At 70.5% G+C, this 18,726-nt stretch carries 30 protein-coding genes; 29 read left to right on the top strand and 1 reads right to left on the bottom strand.

The genetic code is table 11. From position 1 onward, the window contains the following. The first annotated feature begins 141 nt into the window (after positions 1–141). The 13 genes from D458_RS0104365 to D458_RS32875 all read left to right on the top strand — a co-directional run bounded on the left by D458_RS0104365 (position 142) and on the right by D458_RS32875 (position 5,368). Complete coding sequence (locus D458_RS0104365; protein WP_017585506.1) at positions 142–654, top strand: hypothetical protein; 513 nt, start codon at positions 142–144, stop codon at positions 652–654. Further along, positions 651–1,154, top strand: a complete 504-nt coding sequence (locus D458_RS0104360; protein ID WP_160168039.1) for a hypothetical protein — start codon at positions 651–653, stop codon at positions 1,152–1,154. Before D458_RS0104365 ends, D458_RS0104360 begins: the two co-directional genes overlap by 4 nt. Continuing rightward, entirely contained in the window at positions 1,147–1,368 is a 222-nt protein-coding gene (locus D458_RS32890) for a helix-turn-helix domain-containing protein (RefSeq protein WP_017585504.1), read from the top strand. The genes D458_RS0104360 and D458_RS32890 overlap by 8 nt, the downstream gene beginning before the upstream one ends. Beyond that, entirely contained in the window at positions 1,365–1,616 is a 252-nt protein-coding gene (locus D458_RS32885; RefSeq protein WP_017585503.1) for a helix-turn-helix domain-containing protein, read from the top strand. Before D458_RS32890 ends, D458_RS32885 begins: the two co-directional genes overlap by 4 nt. Continuing rightward, positions 1,609–1,956 carry a hypothetical protein gene (locus D458_RS0104345; protein WP_017585502.1) on the top strand — a complete coding sequence of 116 codons (348 nt, stop codon included), beginning with the start codon at positions 1,609–1,611 and terminating at the stop codon, positions 1,954–1,956. Before D458_RS32885 ends, D458_RS0104345 begins: the two co-directional genes overlap by 8 nt. After that, a complete protein-coding gene (locus D458_RS0104340) occupies positions 1,949–2,476 on the top strand; it encodes a hypothetical protein (RefSeq protein WP_017585501.1) in 528 nt (175 codons plus the stop codon). Before D458_RS0104345 ends, D458_RS0104340 begins: the two co-directional genes overlap by 8 nt. Continuing rightward, positions 2,469–2,993, top strand: coding sequence for a hypothetical protein (locus D458_RS0104335; protein ID WP_017585500.1), 525 nt, complete (start codon positions 2,469–2,471; stop codon positions 2,991–2,993). Before D458_RS0104340 ends, D458_RS0104335 begins: the two co-directional genes overlap by 8 nt. A gap of 13 nt (positions 2,994–3,006) precedes the next feature. Continuing rightward, on the top strand, positions 3,007–3,312 hold the full coding sequence (locus D458_RS0104330; protein ID WP_017585499.1) for a DUF6248 family natural product biosynthesis protein: 306 nt from the start codon (positions 3,007–3,009) through the stop codon (positions 3,310–3,312). A gap of 15 nt (positions 3,313–3,327) precedes the next feature. Next, positions 3,328–3,603: a hypothetical protein gene (locus D458_RS0104325; RefSeq protein WP_017585498.1), complete on the top strand. Its 276-nt coding sequence runs from the start codon at positions 3,328–3,330 to the stop codon at positions 3,601–3,603. Between the two features lie 66 nt (positions 3,604–3,669). Further along, positions 3,670–4,014, top strand: coding sequence for a hypothetical protein (locus tag D458_RS0104320; RefSeq protein ID WP_017585497.1), 345 nt, complete (start codon positions 3,670–3,672; stop codon positions 4,012–4,014). A 39-nt stretch (positions 4,015–4,053) separates the two neighbouring features. Beyond that, positions 4,054–4,722, top strand: coding sequence for a hypothetical protein (locus tag D458_RS32880; protein WP_017585496.1), 669 nt, complete (start codon positions 4,054–4,056; stop codon positions 4,720–4,722). Further along, the gene (locus D458_RS0104310; protein ID WP_017585495.1) at positions 4,719–5,000 is read left to right on the top strand and encodes a helix-turn-helix domain-containing protein; all 282 of its coding nucleotides are present in this window, start codon (positions 4,719–4,721) and stop codon (positions 4,998–5,000) included. Before D458_RS32880 ends, D458_RS0104310 begins: the two co-directional genes overlap by 4 nt. Before the next feature lie 143 nt (positions 5,001–5,143). After that, complete coding sequence (locus D458_RS32875; protein ID WP_017585494.1) at positions 5,144–5,368, top strand: hypothetical protein; 225 nt, start codon at positions 5,144–5,146, stop codon at positions 5,366–5,368. 121 nt (positions 5,369–5,489) lie between these two features. Here D458_RS32875 and D458_RS0104300 read toward each other — a convergent pair whose 3' ends face one another. Then, positions 5,490–5,798 carry a hypothetical protein gene (locus D458_RS0104300; RefSeq protein ID WP_017585493.1) on the bottom strand — a complete coding sequence of 103 codons (309 nt, stop codon included), beginning with the start codon at positions 5,796–5,798 and terminating at the stop codon, positions 5,490–5,492. A gap of 56 nt (positions 5,799–5,854) precedes the next feature. On the opposite strand from D458_RS0104300, the gene D458_RS38135 reads away from it, so the two are divergent. The 16 genes from D458_RS38135 (at position 5,855) to D458_RS0104220 (ending at position 18,722) form a co-directional block, all read left to right on the top strand. Continuing rightward, entirely contained in the window at positions 5,855–6,187 is a 333-nt protein-coding gene (locus tag D458_RS38135; RefSeq protein WP_026118987.1) for an HNH endonuclease, read from the top strand. Positions 6,188–6,358: 171 nt separating this feature from the next. Next, positions 6,359–6,841: a phage terminase small subunit P27 family gene (locus tag D458_RS0104290; protein ID WP_152521038.1), complete on the top strand. Its 483-nt coding sequence runs from the start codon at positions 6,359–6,361 to the stop codon at positions 6,839–6,841. Then, complete coding sequence (locus D458_RS0104285) at positions 6,831–8,357, top strand: terminase large subunit domain-containing protein (RefSeq protein ID WP_017585491.1); 1,527 nt, start codon at positions 6,831–6,833, stop codon at positions 8,355–8,357. The genes D458_RS0104290 and D458_RS0104285 overlap by 11 nt, the downstream gene beginning before the upstream one ends. Then, positions 8,354–8,533 carry a hypothetical protein gene (locus D458_RS0104280; protein WP_017585490.1) on the top strand — a complete coding sequence of 60 codons (180 nt, stop codon included), beginning with the start codon at positions 8,354–8,356 and terminating at the stop codon, positions 8,531–8,533. Before D458_RS0104285 ends, D458_RS0104280 begins: the two co-directional genes overlap by 4 nt. Continuing rightward, complete coding sequence (locus D458_RS32870; protein WP_017585489.1) at positions 8,533–9,933, top strand: phage portal protein; 1,401 nt, start codon at positions 8,533–8,535, stop codon at positions 9,931–9,933. Before D458_RS0104280 ends, D458_RS32870 begins: the two co-directional genes overlap by 1 nt. Further along, positions 9,930–10,691, top strand: a complete 762-nt coding sequence (locus D458_RS0104270; RefSeq protein ID WP_017585488.1) for an HK97 family phage prohead protease — start codon at positions 9,930–9,932, stop codon at positions 10,689–10,691. Before D458_RS32870 ends, D458_RS0104270 begins: the two co-directional genes overlap by 4 nt. After that, positions 10,688–12,097 carry a phage major capsid protein gene (locus D458_RS0104265; protein ID WP_017585487.1) on the top strand — a complete coding sequence of 470 codons (1,410 nt, stop codon included), beginning with the start codon at positions 10,688–10,690 and terminating at the stop codon, positions 12,095–12,097. The genes D458_RS0104270 and D458_RS0104265 overlap by 4 nt, the downstream gene beginning before the upstream one ends. A 64-nt stretch (positions 12,098–12,161) precedes the next feature. Continuing rightward, positions 12,162–12,344 (top strand): hypothetical protein, encoded by a 183-nt coding sequence (locus D458_RS0104260; RefSeq protein ID WP_017585486.1) that lies wholly within the window; start codon positions 12,162–12,164, stop codon positions 12,342–12,344. After that, positions 12,325–12,867 (top strand): hypothetical protein, encoded by a 543-nt coding sequence (locus D458_RS0104255; protein WP_017585485.1) that lies wholly within the window; start codon positions 12,325–12,327, stop codon positions 12,865–12,867. Before D458_RS0104260 ends, D458_RS0104255 begins: the two co-directional genes overlap by 20 nt. 3 nt (positions 12,868–12,870) lie before the next feature. Continuing rightward, positions 12,871–13,329 carry a hypothetical protein gene (locus tag D458_RS0104250; RefSeq protein ID WP_086002496.1) on the top strand — a complete coding sequence of 153 codons (459 nt, stop codon included), beginning with the start codon at positions 12,871–12,873 and terminating at the stop codon, positions 13,327–13,329. A gap of 11 nt (positions 13,330–13,340) precedes the next feature. Further along, positions 13,341–13,790, top strand: a complete 450-nt coding sequence (locus D458_RS0104245; protein ID WP_017585483.1) for an HK97 gp10 family phage protein — start codon at positions 13,341–13,343, stop codon at positions 13,788–13,790. Between the two features lie 8 nt (positions 13,791–13,798). Beyond that, entirely contained in the window at positions 13,799–13,981 is a 183-nt protein-coding gene (locus D458_RS0104240) for a hypothetical protein (RefSeq protein ID WP_017585482.1), read from the top strand. Positions 13,982–13,983: 2 nt separating this feature from the next. Continuing rightward, positions 13,984–14,478 (top strand): phage tail tube protein, encoded by a 495-nt coding sequence (locus D458_RS0104235; RefSeq protein WP_017585481.1) that lies wholly within the window; start codon positions 13,984–13,986, stop codon positions 14,476–14,478. Further along, positions 14,478–14,993, top strand: a complete 516-nt coding sequence (locus D458_RS0104230) for a hypothetical protein (RefSeq protein ID WP_017585480.1) — start codon at positions 14,478–14,480, stop codon at positions 14,991–14,993. The genes D458_RS0104235 and D458_RS0104230 overlap by 1 nt, the downstream gene beginning before the upstream one ends. Positions 14,994–15,007: 14 nt before the next feature. Then, a complete protein-coding gene (locus D458_RS0104225; RefSeq protein WP_017585479.1) occupies positions 15,008–15,292 on the top strand; it encodes a hypothetical protein in 285 nt (94 codons plus the stop codon). 13 nt (positions 15,293–15,305) lie between these two features. After that, positions 15,306–18,722: a phage tail tape measure protein gene (locus tag D458_RS0104220; protein ID WP_040702148.1), complete on the top strand. Its 3,417-nt coding sequence runs from the start codon at positions 15,306–15,308 to the stop codon at positions 18,720–18,722. Positions 18,723–18,726 lie beyond the last annotated feature (4 nt).

Here is an 18,726-nt window from a genome sequence, read left to right as displayed (position 1 = left end):
AACACACACACGGGGACCACAACCCAAACCCCAAACCCCGCCAAACCCCGCCCGAACCTCGAAGCCATCCGCCGCCGCGCCGCCGCTGCCACCCCCGGGCCGTGGGCCGCTGGCTGGAGGTCACTGCCCTCGGAACAGGTCATGGTCTCCCCGCACCTGCCCCCCGTGGAGCTGTCCGGCGACGCGCAGGGTCGGAAGAACGCCAAGTTCATCGCCGCGGCCCGCCAGGACGTCCCCGCGCTGCTCGACGAGATCGCCGCCCTGGAGCAGGCCACCGCCGACGCGCTCACCCTCGCCGAACAGGCCGCCGCCGACCGCCGGTCCCTGCGCACAGAGGTCGACCGCCTCCGCCGCCTGCTCGACACCCGCGATGCCGACTACGCGCTCGTGGCCCGGGTCAGCTACGACGGCCGCGGCCAGGTCGACGGCCGGGCTGGGGTTGGGGCCGGGCAGGTCGCCACCTGGCTCCGGGAACTCGCTGCGGCCGCCGCCGTCCGTGCACACGGAATCCAGCCCGTGCGTTCCGCCCTCTGCGCCGCCCGGTGCCCGAACGGTCACGAACACACGTGCGCCCGCTCCCCGAAGCACTGCGGCCCCCACCGGGACGTGAAGCAGAAGGGGCACGAGTCCTGCTCGTGGCCCGCCGCCTCGTGACCCGACACACGAACGGGGACCAGCGCGTTGCTGCCGCGCTGGTCCCCACCACCCCAGGATCCCACACCACCCAGGAGGACACGGCCATGGCCCTCATCCACCCACCCGAAACCGCCACCGTCGAACTCGGGCCCCTCTACACCGCCACCAGCACCATCATCGCCGCCGCACCCCACACCCCCTACCGGGCCGAGGTCCTCCAGGCCACCCGCGCCATCGCGTCCGGGGTGTCCCTCGCCGTCCGACACGACGACACCATGGCGGTGACCATCCCCGCCGAGATCCTGTGGTGGGTGGTCCAGGGCGCCGAGGAGATCGGCCACGACCAGGCCCTGTCCCCGCTCAGCTCGCTGTTCGAGGCGGTCGAGTACCTCACCGACGCCATCCGCACCCAGGCGCCCCGCACCGACCACGGGCTGACCGCCGTCGTCGAGGCCGAGGTCACCTGCGCGATCTACGAGCACGTCATCGCCGACGAGACCGGAGGCGACCGTGGCTAAGGCCCGACCCCACCCGATCGTCGCCCAGCTCCGCCAGCGCCGCGAGGACCTCGGGCTCACCCAGGCGACCGTCGCCCACCGGATGGGCCGAGGCCCCACCTCCATCAGCCACTGGGAGACCGGCGTCTACGCCCCGCCGGTGGAGGCCGTCGCCGAATGGGCGACCGCTCTCGGGGTGCACCTCACCCTCGCCCTGAAGGGAGCCAGCCGGTGAACCGCCGCCCGAACCCGATCGTCGACCAGCTCGCCCGCGCCCGCGCCCAACGCGGGATCAGCGTCGCCGCGCTCGGCCACCGGCTCCTGACCGCCGCCCCGACGGTGCACGGCTGGGAGTCCGGGAAGCACGACCCCAGGTTGGGCAGCGTCATCGCCTACGCGGAGGCGCTCGGGTACGAGTTGGTGCTCGCGCCGAAGCAGCACCGGACCCGCCCCACCCTGCCGAAGGAGCCCCGCCGTGGCTGACCCCACCCCGACCCCGAACGGCAGGAACGCCCGCCGCCACGCCTCCACCGACCGCCGGATCGCCAAGGCCCGCGAGGAGGGCCGCCGGGACGGCCGCGCCGAGATCGCCACCCTGGAGGCCCGCCTCGAAGAGCTCGAAGCCGACCTCGCCGTCGCCACGCACTTCCTCGTCGGCCGCTACCGGATCGGCCGCCGGGGCGACCACTGGGAGGTGTGTCCCGAGCTCAGCCGGATCGGTCTCGCGGCCGGTCGCGACTACGACCCGATCCCGGCCCGCACCCGCGACGAGGCGCTCGCTACCGCCCGCCGCCTGACCGCCGAGGAGATCGACCGTGTCTGACCACCTCACCCCCGAGCAGCGCGCCAGGATCGACGCCACCGTGGCCCGCGTCAACTCCGAGCGCGCCGACGCCGGGATCATGGGCGCGAAGTACGACGACGCGTGTCAGCTCATCGTCGAGCACCACGCCGAGATCGTCCGTCTCCGCCGCCGGGCCGAGGCCCTGGAGGACCAGGTGGCCGCCGGGGAGCGCCGACTGCGCGAGGAGCTCGAAGCCCGGGACGCCGAACGGGACGAGGAGATCGACCGCCGCGACTCCGAGATCGGACGCCTTCGGCTGGCCTTGAAGTCCGCACGCGCCCGGGCCCGCCAGCAGCGCGACGCCCTGCGCGAGGCCCTGGCCGCCGACCGCGACCAGGTCCGCCGCGTCCGTGACCGGTACCGGGACGAACGCGACACCGCCCGCCGCGAGAACGCCGACCTGCGCGCCCAGCTCGCCGCGACCACGAACCCCGTCCGCGCCGAGGAGCAGCTGGCCGCCGACACCCGGCCCGAACCCGTTGGAGGCGTCGATGGCTGACCGCATGGCCGCCCTCCACCGCACCTTCATCCCGGACCCCGCCGACCGGCCCGACCTACTCCCGCCGTCCGCGTGGCTGTGGGACCCATGGGAGTACGCCGCCACCGGCCCCAACACCCTCCACCGCGCCAACCCGAACCACCCCGGGCACACCATGTGCGGGCTCCCATACGTGGGGCTGATCGGAACCCCCGCCTGGTCGAAGGTTCCTCACTGCCCCGGCTGTGTGGCCGCCCCCGAACCGGACTGGCCGGACGGGTTCTGGCTGCTGGAGTTCGCCCAATTCCGGGAGGTGGCCGGCCGCCGGGTTGATGTGGTGTCCATCCGCCACACCGACGACGCGGACCCGGTGGTGTGGGAGGAGCTGGCTGTTCTCCCGGACATGCGCAACATCGTGACGGTCGCCGCGGACCTGGGTTTCCCGGTGGAGTACGGGCCGCACTACGACCCGCGCACCGACACCGCGTGGGCGCGCGTAACCGCCCCCGACTGGGCCGCCCAGCACACCCTCTTCTGAACAGGAGCACCACGTGAGCACTCTGGCCCCGCCCCGCGCCCGGCGAGCGTCCCGCCGCACCGGCACCAGCCACCCCGACCAGCCCCCGGCGTGCGCCTGCCAGTGGGGGCCGACCGGCCACTGTCACCACGGGGACCACGACCGGTGCCAGGCACAGCAGGTGACCGTCTCCGAGACGTACCTGACCCACGCGGACGGCACCGTGGTCCTGGACCCCGCACCGGTCGAGGTGTGGCTCGCCAACCGAACCTGCCGGTGGGTGTGCTCGTGCACCTGCCACACCCAGCCCGCTCAGCCCGTCCAGACCGCCCTCTTCTGACCAGGAGCACCCCCGATGAGCGAGACCCCCAAGACCCCGCTGCCCTACCCGCACGCCCGGCAGGACTGCCAGCGCTGCCACGAGTTCGACGCTGACATCGAGATCCTCAACGGGCCCGGCAGCCGGTCCTACACCCGCTATTGCCGGGGTTGTATCGGCGAGCGCCTGGTCCTCGCGAACATCCCGTCTGACCGCGACGGCGACCCCGGCGGCCCCTGGCACCTGGAGTACCGGGTCCTCGCACCCGGCAGCCCGGACGGGTCCTGGCCGGGCCACCCCCACACCACCTGACCCACCTCGTCGCCCCGGGGCGTCCCGTCCGCGCCCCGGGCCCACCACCGACAGGAGCACCACCGGATGACCATCGTCCTCGGCGCCCTCGCCTACCTCACCGCCTACTTCGCCCTCGGCTGGTGGTTGGCCAAACGCGACCTGCCCCGCGCGTGGGCGGCCGCCCGGAAAGAACACGGCGACCCGAACGAGCGCGTGGCCGGCGAACTCAACCAGAAGTTCGCCCTGGGAGACGTGAAGGCGGCCACCACGATCACCCTCTTCTTCTGGCCCGTCGCCCTGCCCGCCCGCGCGTTCAACGGGGCGATCACCCGGACCGCCACCGGCCACGACCCGCGCGAGCAGGAGAAGCGCCTCCGCGCCCAGGCCGACCGCATCCGGGAGCTGGAACGCGAACTCGGCATCAAGTAGCCCACCACCACCCGACCACCACCGCTCCAGGGGGACCAGTTGAGCATCCAGGCCTACGCCCACGAACGCACCACCGCCGCCTACGAGGCCCTGTCCGCCCTCCGCGACGAATACGCCAACCTCGCCACCATGCCGTGGGACGCGTCCATCCGCCGCACCCCCGGCTGGGGCCCCTCACCCGAACAGCTCATCGCCGCCGGAGCCCGCTGGCGAGCCGAGCGCGACGAGACCTTCGCCCAGCTCCGCCAGGGCCTCAAACCCATCGGCGCGTCCCCGTCCCCGATCGACCTGACCATCCCCTCCGTCCTCAAGGACATCGGCGACGAGATCGGCGACCTCCAGGACGCCGTCCTCGAACGGGTCGCCCCCGACATCCGGCCGGCGCGCACCGTCCCCACCCGGATCGGCCGCATCATCAACCTGCTCAGCCGGATCGGCGCCGACGACATCCTCCTGGACCACGTCACCGCCGAGGTCCGCCGGATGCGCGCCCGCATCAAGCACGCCCGCGGCGAGTCCGAAGAGGTCCGGCAGCTTCGGGTGCGCTGCCCGATCTGCGGGGCCCGGTCGCTGCGGGAACTCCCCGACCGGGGGTTGGTGGTGTGCGCCTCGGCCGCCTGCCGGTGCGACGACACCACCTGCTCCTGCCACGACGAAACCGACCACCGGCGACACCAGTGGGCCGCCCTCGAAGGGATTCCCGCGTGACCGACCGCACCCCGCACGGTGGCCGGGTCATCCCGCGCGACCACGGCGACGACATCCCAGTGGCGTTCTCGCCTGCCGGTCGCGTGGGTGACTACACGGTGACCGCTGCCGAAGCCGCCGTCGAGGTGGGCGTCAGCCGGGACACCGTAGACACCTGGGTCCGTCGCAAGCAGCTCCGGCCCATCCCTGGCTCGGGCCGACCCCGGCGGTTCTGGATGAGCGACGTCTACACCGCCGAAGCCCGCCGTCGAGTCCACTGGAGAGACCGTAAGGAGTGAGTCGCGAAAGCCCCTTACGAGGTGCTATCTTGTTGCTGACGGATTCGCAGCAGTAGCGGAGCTGTATCCACAACACCTTCAGGCCCCGGTCGAGCACCTGCTCCCGGGGCCTTCCTCATGCCCCGACCCTCCCGGAGGACACCATGGCCACGCCCGGCGACCACCCCGAGCACACCCCGTCCCCGACGAACGACATGCTCAAGTACTTCAAGTACGAGCACCTGCCCGCGCACCTAAAGCACGTCAGCCGCCCGTTCGCTGACCTCGCCCACTGGGTCCACCACAGTCTTCCCGCCGGGGCCGAGACCACGACCGCGATGCGCAAGCTCCTCGAAGCTAAGGACTGCGCCGTCCGCGCGGCGCTCTAAGACCGGCCCGGCAGCCCCAGGCCGCACCCCTGACGGCTACCACTCTCACCCTGCCGGGCGCCCCACGTCCGTCCTGTCTCCGTGCTGCTGGGGGGTAAGCACGTCGAGACAGGACGGGCACCTACTCCACCAGCCCCTCCACCGCGTCGGCGAACTCCTCGGCACGGTCCGGGCACAGGTGGTCCACCGATACCAGCAGCGTGTCCGCATCCCCGCCGTCCCGCAAGAACCCCGCCGTCCACGTGCCCGGGTCATCGGACTCGCACGCCGAGGTGAACGCGTCGGTGATCGTGTCCATGTCCCCGGTCACCTCCACCCCGGCCTCTTCGAGGGCAGCCTCGTGTGCCGCCTGGTCGTACTCGTGGTCAGGGGTACATCCGGCCAGCAGGACGACCGCACCAGCGGCCAGCAGTACACGCGACAAGGACATGGAGACTCCTCCGTTGGGGTTCCGAGTAGGACGCGCCGACAGCATGGGAGGTTGCCGTGGCACGCTGCCCTTGCCTGGAGTGCGGGGTCTTGACCCGGCGTGGGTCTAGGTGTGGTCGGTGCGAAGCAGCTCGACAACAGCTTCGTGATCAGCAACGCGGAAGTTCAGCAGCTCGCGGTCTCGGCTACCAACACCGCAAGCTGCGGGACATCGTGCTGGCCGACTCCCCTCCCTGCCACTGGTGCCCGGCCCCTGCCACCACGGCTGACCACCTGGTGCCTAGGTCCCTAGGCGGGTTGACGACCCTAGATAACTACGTTCCGTCATGCCGTCCGTGCAACCTCTCCCGGCAGGCCAACCTCGACTGGATCCCACCCAACCAACGCTGAACACAGTGTTTGTGCAGGTCACAGGCCCGGCGGAGGGGAGGGGGGTGCCCCCACCGTCGCAGGTCAGGGCCAGGGTGGGTGACCCGTGCCCCCCCACCGCGCACATCGCCGGGAGTTAGAACCGTTTTTTCAGGGCCCCACCAACCGGCCCCACGGTGACAGGGGGTGACTGTGCCTGGTCCTCCGAGACAGCCCACCGAGCTCAAGCGCAAGCGCGGCAACCCCGGCAAGGAGTCGCTGCCCGCGAAGTCGGACACCGCGTCGTTGGCCCCCGCCGACGGTATCCCGCCCGCCCCGGCCACCCTCCGCCCGGCAGGGCGCGCGGTGTGGGAACGGCTGTGGACCGCCGGTCAGGCGTGGCTGTCCCCGCAGACCGACCTCGACGTGCTCACCCGCCTGTGCGAGTACCACGACGAACGCGCCACCCTCCGCGCGGAACTGGACGCCACCGGCTACATGGTGCCCGGGTCCATGGGACAGAGCCGCATCAACCCGCTAGTCGGCGCCATCCGCGTCATCGAGTCGCACATGACCAATCTCGAAGGCCTGTGCGGCTTCAACCCCAGCGATCGCGGCCGTCTCGGATACGCCGAGGTCAAACGCCAATCCAAGCTCGAAGAGCTACTCGCGAAGAGGGGGAACCGTGGCGCGTGACGCCTGGCCGCCCCGATGGCTCACCCCAGTACCCGCCGCCGACCTCGCCCGCGGCGACGGCGAGTTCGCCGCGGACTTCATCGAGGCCCTGTGCAAGATCACCAAGGAGTCCGTGGCCGGGCCGTCCGGCTCGCCGATGGAGCTCCGCCCGTGGCAGCGCCACCTCCTGGAGCACGTGTACGCCCGCCGGCCGGACGGCCGGTACCGGCACAGGCAGGCGTTGGTGGGCGTGGCCCGCAAGAACGGCAAGAGCGCGTTGGGCGCGGGCCTGGCCCTGCACGGGCTGGTGGCCGGTCCGCCCGGCGGTGAGGTGTACTCGTGTGCGGCCGACAAGGAACAGGCTCGGATCGTCTTCGGGACCGCGCGCCGCATGGTGGAGATGGAGCCCGACCTCGCGGACGCCATCAAGTTGTACAAGGACACGATGGAGGTCAAGTCGACCGGCACCGTGTACCGGGTGCTGTCGGCCGAGGCCTTCACCAAGGAGGGGTTGAACCCCACCACCGTCCTGTTCGACGAAGTGCATGCCCAGCCGACTCGCGAACTCTGGGACGTCATGGCGCTGGCCATGGGTGCCCGCATCGAACCGCTGATGATCGGCATCACCACGGCCGGGGTGCGCGCGGACTCCACCGGTAAGGACTCCCTGTGCTACGGCATGTACCAGTACGGGAAGCGCGTCGCCTCCGGCGAGATCAGCGACCCGTCGTTCTTCATGGGCTGGTGGGAACCGGTGGACCCCGACGCCGACCACCGGTCCCCGGACACCTGGCGGGAAGCCAACCCCGGGTTCGCCGACCTGGTCGCCCAGGAGGACTTCGAGTCCGGTGTCCTGAAAACCCTCGAAGCGGAGTGGCGCACCAAGCGCTGCAACCAGTGGGTCAGTGCCGCGACCGCGTGGCTGCCCGCCGGAACCTGGCCAGCGTGCGAAGAGCGCCGGCCGATCCCCGAAGGCGCCCGCGTTGTCCTCGGCTTCGACGGCAGCTTCTCCAACGACTCGACCGCCCTGGTCGCTGTCGAACTCGGCGACGACAACCAGCACCCCCACCTCGACGTGGTCGAGTGCTGGGAGAAGCCCGCGGAGGCCGGGCAGGAGTGGCGGGTCCCCATCATGCAGGTGGAGGACGCCATCCGGCAGGCCTGCCGGAAGTTCGACGTGCAGTTCATCGCGTGCGACCCGTACCGGTGGAGCAGGACGTACCAGGTTCTCGAGGATGAGGGCCTGCCCATCGTCGAATTCCCGCAGTCCCCGGCCCGGATGGTCCCGGCCACCGCCCGGTTCTACGAGGCGGTCCTCAACGGGCAGCTCACCCACTCCGGTGATGAGCGGCTCGCCCGCCACGTCGACAACTGCACCGTCTACACCGACAGCCGCGGGGCCCGGCTCCGCAAGGACTCCCGGAACTCACCCCGGAAAATCGACCTGGCCATCGCCGCGGTGATGGCGCACCAGTGGGCGTGTGAGCCTCCCATCGACGAAGAGGAGGTGTCCGAGCCGTGGGTCATGTACGGATGAGCCGCCCCGCCCTGGTCGGCCTCGGCCTGGTCCTGGCGGTCGCCGCGATCGCGGCCGGTGTCGGCCTGGAGCTCGGTGTCGGGTGGGGTCTCGCCGCCGGCGGTGTCCTGTCCGGCGCCGCGCTCCTGTTTCTGGTCGACCTCGACGACGACAGCCCGGACGGAGGTGACGCCTGATGCCGTCTCTGTTCGGCCGCGCCCGCGCACGAGCCCGCGAACGGTCCCTGATGGGGGACTGGTCCGGCGGGCAGATCGACGTCCCCATGGGCTGGTCGTCCGCCGCGATGGGCCCGAACATGCGCGGCGAGGAGCAGCCATGCGCGGACTTCCTCCAGGCCGCTCACGTGTACAAGGCCAACGGCCCGGTGTTCGCGTGCAACCTCGCGCGGATGAAGGTGTTCACCGAGGCCCGGATGCTGTTCCGGCAGATGAAGGACGGCCGCCCCGGCGACCTGTTTGACGAGGGCCATGACGACCTGGCGCTCCTGCGCAACCCGTGGTCAGGCGGGCACACTACCGACCTGTTGGCCCGGATGATTCAGGACGTCGACCTGGTCGGCAACAGCTTCGTCGTCCGTCGCGGCGGCAAGCTCCGGCGGCTCCGGCCGGACTGGGTCACCATCGTCGTGGGTTCCGAGACCGACCCGGAACTGGCCGGGGACGCCATCGACGGCGAGCTGCTCGGCTACATCTACCACCCGCACGGGGCGTCGGCCGGGGTCCCTGACGAGAACCTGCTCATGCCGCGAGAGGTCGCGCACTGGGCGCCCATCCCTGACCCGATGTTCATGCAGCGCGGCATGTCGTGGATGACGCCGATCTCCCGCGAGATGACCGCGGACAACGCCGCGACCACGCACAAGCTCCGCTACTTCGATAACGGCGCGGTGTCCGGGCTGGTGGCGACACTGCCGAGCAACGTCACCCCGGACGTGTTCGAGCGGTTCATGGCGAAGTTCAACGCCGAACACCAGGGCGCGAACAACGCGTACAAGACCATGTTCATCGGCGGCGGCGCCACCATCACGAACGCTGGCAACAACCTCCAGCAGCTCACCTTCACTTCCACGCAGGGCGCCGGAGAGACCCGGATCGCGGCGGCGGCCGGAGTGCCGCCGATCATCGCCGGGTTCTCCGAGGGCCTCCAGGCCGCCACCTACTCGAACTACTCGTCCGCGAGGCGGGCGTTCGCTGACCAGACCATCCGCCCCCTGTGGCGGTCCGCCGCCCAGGCCCTGTCATCGATCGTGGATGTACCCGACGGCGCCGAACTCTGGTACGACGACCGGGATGTGGCTTTCCTGCGGGAGGACCGGAAGGACAGCGCCGAGATCCAGGGCAAGCAGGCGCAGACCATTCGGGCCCTGATCGACGCCGGATACGACTCCGACACGGTCGTCCCTGCGGTCACCGCCGAGAACTTCCGGTTGCTGGAGCACTCCGGCCTCTACAGCGTGCAGCTCCGGCCCGCGAACTCCGAACCGGACGGCTCCGGTGCCCCGGCGAAGTCCGCACCCATCAGCCCTGACTCTGTCCCCACGGTCGTGGAGACCGTCGACCCGAAGGACCCGAAGTGACGCACCTGTTCACCAGGTCGTTCCCGCTGGAGGACATCTCGGTGGTCTCTGACGGCGACGGCCGCACCGTCGAGGCCTACGCAGCGGTTTTCGACACCCCGACCGAGATCTCTGACGCCGACGGCCACTACATGGAGGTCATCGGCCGGTCCGCGTTCGACAAGACCGTGTCCGAACGGGGAACCCGCCTGCCGGTGTTCTACAACCACGGCAGGACCCTGCACGGGCAGTCGTCCGAGCGCGGGTCCGTGCCGATCGGGTCCCCGCTGGAGGTACGCGTGGACGGCCGAGGCCTCTACACCCGCACCCGCTACCACCGGACCCCGCTCGCCGACGAGATCCTCGAAGCGATCCGCGAAGGGTCGATCCGCGGGCAGTCGTTCTCCGGCCGGTTCCTCCAGTCCACCCCCGCCCGGGTGCCCCGCGCGCGCCGTGGCGGGGAGCTACCCACGGTCACCCGCACTGAGATCCGTCTCACCGAGTACGGGCCGACCCCCATCCCTGCCTATGAGGGCGCCGAGATCCTCGGTGTCCGCTCTCTCGTGGACCGCCTCGGCGGGCTCAGCGAGGAGGAGCGGGCCGAACTCATCGCCGCGCTCACCACCACGGTCACCACCCCAGAGCCTGGGGCCGGAGCCAACACCGACACCCCCGTGGAGGGGGCCGTCACGGACGAGCCGACCGCTGGTCACTCGGGACCGTCCCTGACCCGCGTACAAGCGCGGGCCCGACTCATGCAGAAGGGAATCCTGCTGTGAACCGACTTCAGGAGATTGACGAACGCCTCCCCGAGATCCGGTCCGAGCTGCTCCAGCTCGCCGAGGGCAACCTCGACGAGGAGCAGGCGACGCGGTTCGAGGCGCTGGAGACCGAGCACGGCGAGCTGGAGACCGAACGGGTCCCGCTCGCCGAGCGTGCCGCGTTCATCGAGCGCATCCGTGGCGCCCAGACCGCCGGCGGCTCTCGCTCCACCGAACCGGGCGGGACGGACGTCCACGTGCGCACCAACCAGGGCCCGTTCGACAACCTCGACGCGGTCCGCTCCGGCATGGTGCCCGCCGCCGACCTTCGGTCCCGGGCCCTGGACGCCATCGAGCAGGCACCCGACTACGTCGAGGACGCCCACCGCGAGCACGCGACCCGCATGGTGGAGCGCAACGACCGCCACGGCCGCATCGCCCGCCACATGCTCATGACCGGGTCGGACGCCTACACCCGTGCGTTCGAGCAGGTGCTGTCCGGCGCCCAGCCGTACCACCTGCCGCAGGACGAGGCCGAGGCGATGCGCGCAGCCATGTCGCTCACCGACGGCAACGGCGGCTACCTGGTTCCGTTCCACCTGGACCCGACCCTGATCCTCACCAACGCCGGGTCCACGAACCCGATCCGGCAGCTCGCCCGGGTGGACCGCATCACCGGCGACAACTGGCACGGCATCACCACCGCCGGGGTCACCGCCGAGTGGCTGGCCGAGGGCGACGAGGCCGCTGACGCCTCCCCCAGCTTCACCCAGCCCGACGCCACCCCGCACAAGGCCGCCGCCTACCTCCAGGGGTCCTTCGAGGTCACCCAGGACACCGGCATCGCGTCTCAGGTGGGCATGCTGCTCGCCGACGCGAAGGACAACCTGGAGGCCAACGCGTTCGCCACCGGGTCCGGCACCGGTCAGCCCCGCGGTGTCGTCACCGCCGTGGCCGCCGTGTCCGGGTCGGTGGTGGAGACCGCGGCCGCGTCCACCTACGCGGTGGAGGACGTGTACGCGCTCAAGGGCGCCATTCCGGCCCGCCACCGCCGCAACGCCCAGTGGCTGTCCTCGGAGTCGATCCAGCTCCTGACCCGCCAGTTCGCCACCGGGTCCGGCCCCACGCACGCGTTCTGGGCGGACCTGGGCATGGACACCCCCAGCCAGCTGCTGGGCCGGTCGGTCCACGAGGCGTCGCAGATGGCGACCGCCGTGGCGGACGGGGCGAACATCCTGCTGCTGGGGGATTTCTCCCGGTACCTGATCGTGGACCGCATCGGCATGACGGTCCAGTTCGAGCCGCTGGTCAAGGGCGCCAACCAGCGCCCCACCGGCGAGGTCGGTTGGTTCGCTCACTGGCGGGTCGGCGGTGACGTCCTGGACGCCAACGCGTTCCGGCTGCTCCAGGTCCAGTCCGCCTAACACGACCAGGTAGAAGGGCGGGGCCGTCATGGTCCCGCCCTTCGCTGTGGGGAGGAGAGAGCCAGTGCAGCGCGCACGGAAAACGTTCGCGACCGGGCAGCGTGTGGTTGCCCAGGGGGCGGTGCTGCCGGACACGGACCCGCTGGTGGTCAAGCACCCCAGCCTGTTCGAGGCGGTGGAGGCCCCGGAGAAGCCGAAGCGCCCCGCCCGACGGAAGAAGGCCGCGGATGCTGACGGCGACACCTGACCCGTTCGTGGACGTCGCGGACGTGAAGAAGCACCTCAACATGGTGACCTCGACGTCCGAATCCGAGCTGCCCGGGTTCATCGGCGCTGCGTGCGAGATGATCCGGGCCCGTATCGGCGAGGTCCTGGCCGTGGCCGCCACCGAAACCGTGACCGTCACCGGCGGCCGCGCGGTCCTCCACCACCGGCCGGTCCTGTCCGTCGAAACCCCCGGGTGGGAGCTGCTCTCCCCGGAGGGAGTCGTGGCCGCCCCGACCGGCGACGGCCGCGCCGAGGTGTCCTACACGGCCGGGCGTGCGGGCACCGCCGCCGCGGTGCCGGGCCACATCCGTCTCGCCGGGCTGGAGCTGGTCCGCCACCTGTGGACCAACTCCCAGAACCGAGGGTCGGGCGGCAACACCCGCCCGCAGGCCGGCGCTTCGGACGGGTCGTACCTGCCGGGCACCGCCTACTCCATGCCGTACCGGGTCCGGGAGCTTCTCGGCCTCGGCAAAGAGCCGACCGACCAACCGCTGGTGGGGTGACCGATGTCCTCAACGACGAGCATCCCGCACGTGATCGACGCGCTACTCCAGCTGTTCCGGACCGCTCCCGGCCTCGGTGCGGACGGCGTCCAGGTCATCGACGGCCAACCGGCCGTGGAGATGGACCCTGACCTCATCGTCGTGGGCTACAGCCCGGTCCGGCCCACCACCGAGATCAGCCAGTCCCGGCAGAACTTGGCGGCCACCCGCGACCAGGAGACCTACGACCTGGTGTGTCTGGCCTCCTCCGAGCGCGGTGACCCCGACATGCAGGCGGTCCGGAACCGGGTCGCTGAGCTGGTGGACGCGATGAACACCGCGCTCCTGGCTGACCGCCGTCTCGGTGGTGCGTGTCTGCACGCCCAGATGTCGGTGGCGGTGTGGGAGCAGGCCCAGACCGAGTCGGGCCCGGCCGTCACCGCTGAGGTGCTGGTGTCCATCACCGCTATGACCAGCCGGTAAAGGGGGGAGACGTGTCCGACGAAGTGGTGCCGCTGGAGCGGACGGGCAACGCCATCCGGCGGATGATCCGCCAGCACGGCCGGTTCCCCGCCGATCTGCGCAAGAGCCTGCGGCCGCGCATGAAGGCCGCCGGGCAGCCCGTCCTCGCGGACGCCCGGCGCCGGGCCGGCTGGTCAACCCGCATCCCGCGCGCGCTCCGGCTGGCCACGTCCTTCACGAAGAAACAGGCCGGGGTGTCCATCGTCGTGTCGAAGGCGAAGGCCCCGCACGCACGCCCCCACGAGGGCATCACCGGCAACCGCACATTCCGGCATCCCGTGCACGGAAACCGGAACGTGTGGGTGGAGCAGTCCACCAGACCGTTCCTGGTCCCGGCCGCGGACATGCACGGACGCCGGGTCGTGGAAGCAGTCAACCAAGCAGTCGACGAGGCCGCGCGCGCGGCTGGATACGGAAAGTGAGGGGTCTCATGGCCCGCAGGAAGATCACGGTGGAGTTGCACCACCCGAAGGCGAACCGCACCTACCAGGCGCCCCCGTCGGCGGTGCCGTTCTGGGAGAGCAAGGGCTGGAAGCGAGTCGACACCGACACCGGTACCTCTCCGGCCAGGACCCCCAACACGGCGAAGGCCGCTGAGAAGAAGGAGAGCTGACGATGCCCGCTTCCCCGATCGACGTCACCGACAAGTTCATCAACGCCGGTGTCACCACGATCCTGTTCGCCCCGACCATCGAGGACGTCCAGGAGCCGCTGCGCGCGGAACTGGACGCGGGCACCGACCTGACCCGCGAGGTCATCGGCTCCTCCGGATGGACCGTCTCCAGCGCGAACGTCACCTACAACCCCTTGCACACGACTTTCACGCCGAGCATTCCCGGCCGGACCACGGTCGAGGACTCCTCCCTCACCCTGCCCCAGGACATCGGGGGCGCCGACGTCCGCGAGGTTCTGCCCCGGGGTACCGAGGGCTACATCGTGATCATGCACGGCGGTGACGAGGTCGGCTCGCCCATGGACGTGTGGCCGGTCCGTGTCTCCTCCCTCGGCAAGTCGATCAGCACGGAGGGTACCGAGGTCGCGAACATCGTGGTGTCCTTCGCGATCCCGGCGGAGCCCGCGGAGTCCGTCGCGATCCCGGACACGGTCTGATGGCGGGGTTGAAGGACCGGCTGCTCTCCCGGGAGCGGCCGGTCGCCACCTACCCGTGTCGGGTCGCGTCGGTGGAGGACACCCGGGCGGCGGAGCAGGGCCTCGCGGCTGCCCGGAAGGCCGCCATGGCGGTCAAGGACGACGACAAGCAGGGTGCGGCGAAGGCGAAGAAGCTGCTCGACGCGGCCGAGAAGAAGCGGGACGCCTGCTACGAGCAGATCACACTGCGGGCCCTGCCCCCGGGCGCCTTCGAGGACCTCGGCGACGCCTACCCCGAAGCTGAGGCCGACGACTCTGACGAGGTCCGCCGCCAGCGCGACGAGGAGTACCTGCACGCTGTGTTCCTCGCGTCGGTGGAGGGCGACCTCACCACCGCCGAGTGGACCGAGTTCGTGCAGCAGAACCTGTCCACCGGCGAACGCAACGACCTGTTCAACCTCGCCATCGCGATCAACGGGCGCGTCCGGGCGTTGGACCCTGCCACCCCAAAAGGATCGACCGCGACCCGGCGCTGAGCCTCGAGCTCGAGGTGGCCCGGTTCTACAGGATCTCGCACAGCGCGTTCCTGGGCTGGCCCAAGCGTGACCGCGACCTGGCCCTGTGGGCGCACATCCGCGAGATGGAGACGTGCAGCGGGTGTGGGACGCGGGCTGAGGAGTGGGACCCGGATCGCGGCGGATCCCGTACCGCGTACCTGCCGACGGTGTCGGCCTGCCCCGGGTGTCAGCGCATCGGGGAGCGGCAGGCCCACCTGGCGAAGGTCCACCAGCACATCCCGCCCGGCACGAAGGTGCGCCTGAGCAAACACGAGTAGAGGGGGTGGCTCTGTGTCCTCTCAGCAGCGTGATCTGCGCATCAACCTCAGTGCGAACGCGGCCGGGCTGGAAAAAGGGTTGGACCGGGCAGGCCGGGCCATGGAGAAGTACCAGCGCAGCGTCGAGGACGCCAACAACGCTGTGGCCCGGCTGGAACGTGAGCTCCAGGAGGACATGGACCGCACCCTCGCCGAGGTCGAGGAGAACGCCGCCCGCCGCGCTGAGGCTTTCCAGTCGGCGGGCCGCGGGATGCTCGTGGCCGGAGCTGCGATCACCGCTGGTTTGGGTATGTCTGCCCAGGCCGCCATCTCGTGGGAGTCGGACTGGGCGGGCGTGACGAAGGTGTTGGACGCCACCCCCGAAGAGCTGGAGAAGCTGGAGTCGTCCCTCCGGGACCTGGCGCTCCAGATCCCGCTCACCCACTCCGAGTTGGCCGCGATCGCCGCGGCCGCCGGGCAGCTCGGCGTCGAGTCGCAGAACATCCTGCACTTCACGAAGACGATCGCCGCGATGGGCGTGGCCACCAACATGACCGTCGAAGAGGCCGCCATGTCGATGGCGCGCTTCAGCTCGATCATGGGCACCCCGCAGGAGAACGTCGACCAGCTCGGATCCTCCCTGGTCGCCCTGGGCAACAGCTCAGCGGCCACGGAATCCGAGATCATGGAAATGGCGATGCGGATCGCGGGCGCCGGCCAAACCGTTGGGCTCACCGAGGGGGAGGTTCTCGGGTTCGCCGCCGCGCTCAAGAGCGTCGGTATGGAGGCTGAGAGCGGCGGGTCCGCTGTGTCCCGGGTCTTGCTCGACATCAACAGCGCCGTCGGCGAAAGCGGAGAGAAGCTCCAGGACTTCGCCCAGGTGTCCGGCATGTCCGCCCAGGAGTTCTCGGCCGCGTGGGAGGCCGACCCAGCGAAGGCCACCCACGCTTTCGTGGACGGTCTGGCCGAGATGAACGCCGAAGGCGAGAACGTCGTCGGCACCCTGGACCGGCTCGGGTTCGGCGAGATCATCGTCCGTGACGCACTCCTGCGCATGGCCGGGGCGAGCGATCTGGTCGGTGAGTCTCTAAAGGTCGGCAACGAGGGCTGGGAGGAGAACCTGGCCCTGGTCGAGGAGGCCGCGGCCAGGTACGAAACCACGGAGTCGCAGATCCAGATGGCGAAGAACGCCATCACGGAGACGGGCATCTCGATCGGGGAGTCGCTGCTGCCGATCCTCGGCGAAGCCGCGGAGAAGGTCACCGACTACGGGGGCGCGTTCAAGAGCCTCGACGACGGCCAGAAGCAGTGGGTGACCAGCATCGGCGGTGGTGTGGGGGCCCTGGCGCTCCTGACCGGCGCGCTGATCACCGTCGGCCCCCGCATGATCGAGTTCCGAGGCCAGATGCAGGAACTCCGAACCGGCGGGGCGAACCGGCTCCAGCGCGGTATCGGCGGTCTGGCCACCATGATGACGGGCCCCTACGGGATCGCGATCGGTGCGGTGCTGGGGCTCGGCGCGATGTGGCTGGACCAGAAAGCCAAGCAGATCGCGAAGGAGCAGGAGTGGGCGGGTGTGCTCGCCGCGTCTGAGGGTGCGATCACCGCGTCCACGGCCGCTCACGCCGCTCAACGGCTGGAGGAGGAAGGGCTCCTCGGTGTGGCGTCCGAGCTCGGAATCGAGCAGGGGCGCCTGACCGAGGCTGTGCTCGAGAACGGGGAGGCCCGCCAGGCACTCACCACCATCTCCGACCACATGGCAGCGACGCAGGACGGGCTGGTCACGCTCAACACGGGCGAGAAGGCCACCACGGAGGAGCTGACCGAGGCGGTGCAGACGCTCCTCGGTGAGAAGGCTGACCTCTCGGAGATGGACGAAACCCAACTGGAAGCGATCGCGCTGCTGGCGTCGCAGACCTCCGGGCTGACTGACGAGATGGACGCCGGCGCGGAGGCCGCTGCGGCTGTGGCAGGCGAAACCGAGGAGACGGTCAGCGCGTATGTGACCGCGTCGGAGGCCGCTGACCAGTACCGGGAGTCTGTGGACCGGCTGAACAGCTCGATCGCGGAATCCATCAGCGCGGAGCTGGACTACAACTCGACGCTGCTGCGGTCCGTGGAGACGGTCACCCAGAATGCTGGGGCGACCGACAAGCACACCGAGGCCGGTATCGCCAACCACCGCGCCATCCTGGACCTGATCGACGCGGGTGACGCCGAGGTCCAGACCATGATCGCCAACGAGGCCTCTACCGAGGACCTGGAGAAGAAGAAGAAAGATCTTCGTGAGGACCTGGAACTGCTGCGGGACACGGTCGGGCTGACCGACGAGCAGTTCGCCGAGTACGACGAGATGCTGCGCAACGTCGAGAGCAACGTCGACACCGCGGTGGAGGTGACCGCCAAGGGCACGTGGACACAGTCGTCCGCCCCAGCCTCGGGGGGCGAGTACCTGGCCTACGCCGATGGTGGATCGGTCATCGGCCCGGGGACAGGCACCTCGGACAGCATCCGTGCGCTGCTCTCCAACGGGGAGCACGTGCTGACCGCCCGCGAGGTGCAGATGCTCGGCGGGCAGGACTCCGTGTACGCCATGCGGGACCTGATCCGCCGCGGCGACCTCAAGTTCGCCCGCGGTGGTGCCGTTGGGGAACCCCGCCGGTTCGCCCGCGGTGGTGCGGTGCTGCCCGACTCCGCCACGGTCGTCAACGACCACGACGAGGACACCCGTATCAAGCTCCAGCAGATGATCGAAGGGCTCACCGCGAGCATCGCTGAGGACGCCGCCCAGCAGTGGAAGAAGCACATGGAGTCCGGCGGGTCCGTGGTGTCCGCCTGGAAGAGCCAGCTCGGTGTCCCGTACTCCTGGGGCGGGGGCGGCCCCGGCGGCCCCGGGTACGGGTTCGGTCGCGGGGCGGGCATCCGCGGCTTCGACTGCTCCAGCCTCATGCAGTACGGGTGGAACAAGGCCGGGGTCAGCTTGCCCCGCGTGACGTATGCGCAGATCAACTACGGGAAGGCCGTCCCCAAAGGCCAGGAGCGGCCCGGAGACCTGGTGTTCCCGCACCGCGGGCACGTCGCCGGTGTTGCCGGTCCGGGCCGCCTGATCCACGCCCCCTACACCGGAGCCACCGTCTCCTACCGGGGCATGTACCCCAACCCGATCGCGATCCGCCGGCCGGGCAAGTACGACCAGGGCGGCCGCCTGGAGCACGGCGAGGTGGGGGTGAACCTGTCCCGCCGCCCGGAGAGGGTCCTAGCGCCCCGCGACACGGCCAACTTTGAGCGGCTGGTCGAGGTCCTGTCCGGTACCACCGTGCCCGCTGCTGGTGCTGGCCCCACCGAGGTCCACTACCACGTGCACCACGTCCCGGGTTTCACCACCGGGCGGGACCTCCAGCGTGCCGAGGAATCCCGACAGACCCGCGTGCGCACCGGCCGGAGGGGGTGAGTAG

This window comes from Nocardiopsis ganjiahuensis DSM 45031 (genome assembly GCF_000341085.1).
In the GTDB taxonomy this organism is placed as follows: domain Bacteria; phylum Actinomycetota; class Actinomycetes; order Streptosporangiales; family Streptosporangiaceae; genus Nocardiopsis; species Nocardiopsis ganjiahuensis.
The sequence above is the reverse complement of the archived record's forward strand: the minus strand, read 5'-3'. Positions and strand labels throughout refer to the sequence as shown.

Excerpts from the sequence above, each read along its gene's own strand:
- D458_RS32870 (WP_017585489.1), top strand. The coding sequence starts at position 8,533 with ATGCCGTCTCTGTTCGGCCGCGCCCGCGCACGAGCCCGCGAACGGTCC.
- D458_RS0104365 (WP_017585506.1), top strand. The coding sequence starts at position 142 with ATGGTCTCCCCGCACCTGCCCCCCGTGGAGCTGTCCGGCGACGCGCAG.
- D458_RS0104335 (WP_017585500.1), top strand. The coding sequence starts at position 2,469 with ATGGCTGACCGCATGGCCGCCCTCCACCGCACCTTCATCCCGGACCCC.
- D458_RS0104320 (WP_017585497.1), top strand. The coding sequence starts at position 3,670 with ATGACCATCGTCCTCGGCGCCCTCGCCTACCTCACCGCCTACTTCGCC.
- D458_RS0104235 (WP_017585481.1), top strand. The coding sequence starts at position 13,984 with ATGCCCGCTTCCCCGATCGACGTCACCGACAAGTTCATCAACGCCGGT.
- D458_RS0104240 (WP_017585482.1), top strand. The coding sequence starts at position 13,799 with ATGGCCCGCAGGAAGATCACGGTGGAGTTGCACCACCCGAAGGCGAAC.
- D458_RS0104300 (WP_017585493.1), bottom strand. The coding sequence starts at position 5,798 with ATGTCCTTGTCGCGTGTACTGCTGGCCGCTGGTGCGGTCGTCCTGCTG.
- D458_RS0104325 (WP_017585498.1), top strand. The coding sequence starts at position 3,328 with ATGAGCGAGACCCCCAAGACCCCGCTGCCCTACCCGCACGCCCGGCAG.
- D458_RS0104280 (WP_017585490.1), top strand. The coding sequence starts at position 8,354 with ATGAGCCGCCCCGCCCTGGTCGGCCTCGGCCTGGTCCTGGCGGTCGCC.
- D458_RS0104230 (WP_017585480.1), top strand. The coding sequence starts at position 14,478 with ATGGCGGGGTTGAAGGACCGGCTGCTCTCCCGGGAGCGGCCGGTCGCC.
- D458_RS0104250 (WP_086002496.1), top strand. The coding sequence starts at position 12,871 with ATGTCCTCAACGACGAGCATCCCGCACGTGATCGACGCGCTACTCCAG.
- D458_RS0104255 (WP_017585485.1), top strand. The coding sequence starts at position 12,325 with ATGCTGACGGCGACACCTGACCCGTTCGTGGACGTCGCGGACGTGAAG.
- D458_RS32875 (WP_017585494.1), top strand. The coding sequence starts at position 5,144 with ATGGCCACGCCCGGCGACCACCCCGAGCACACCCCGTCCCCGACGAAC.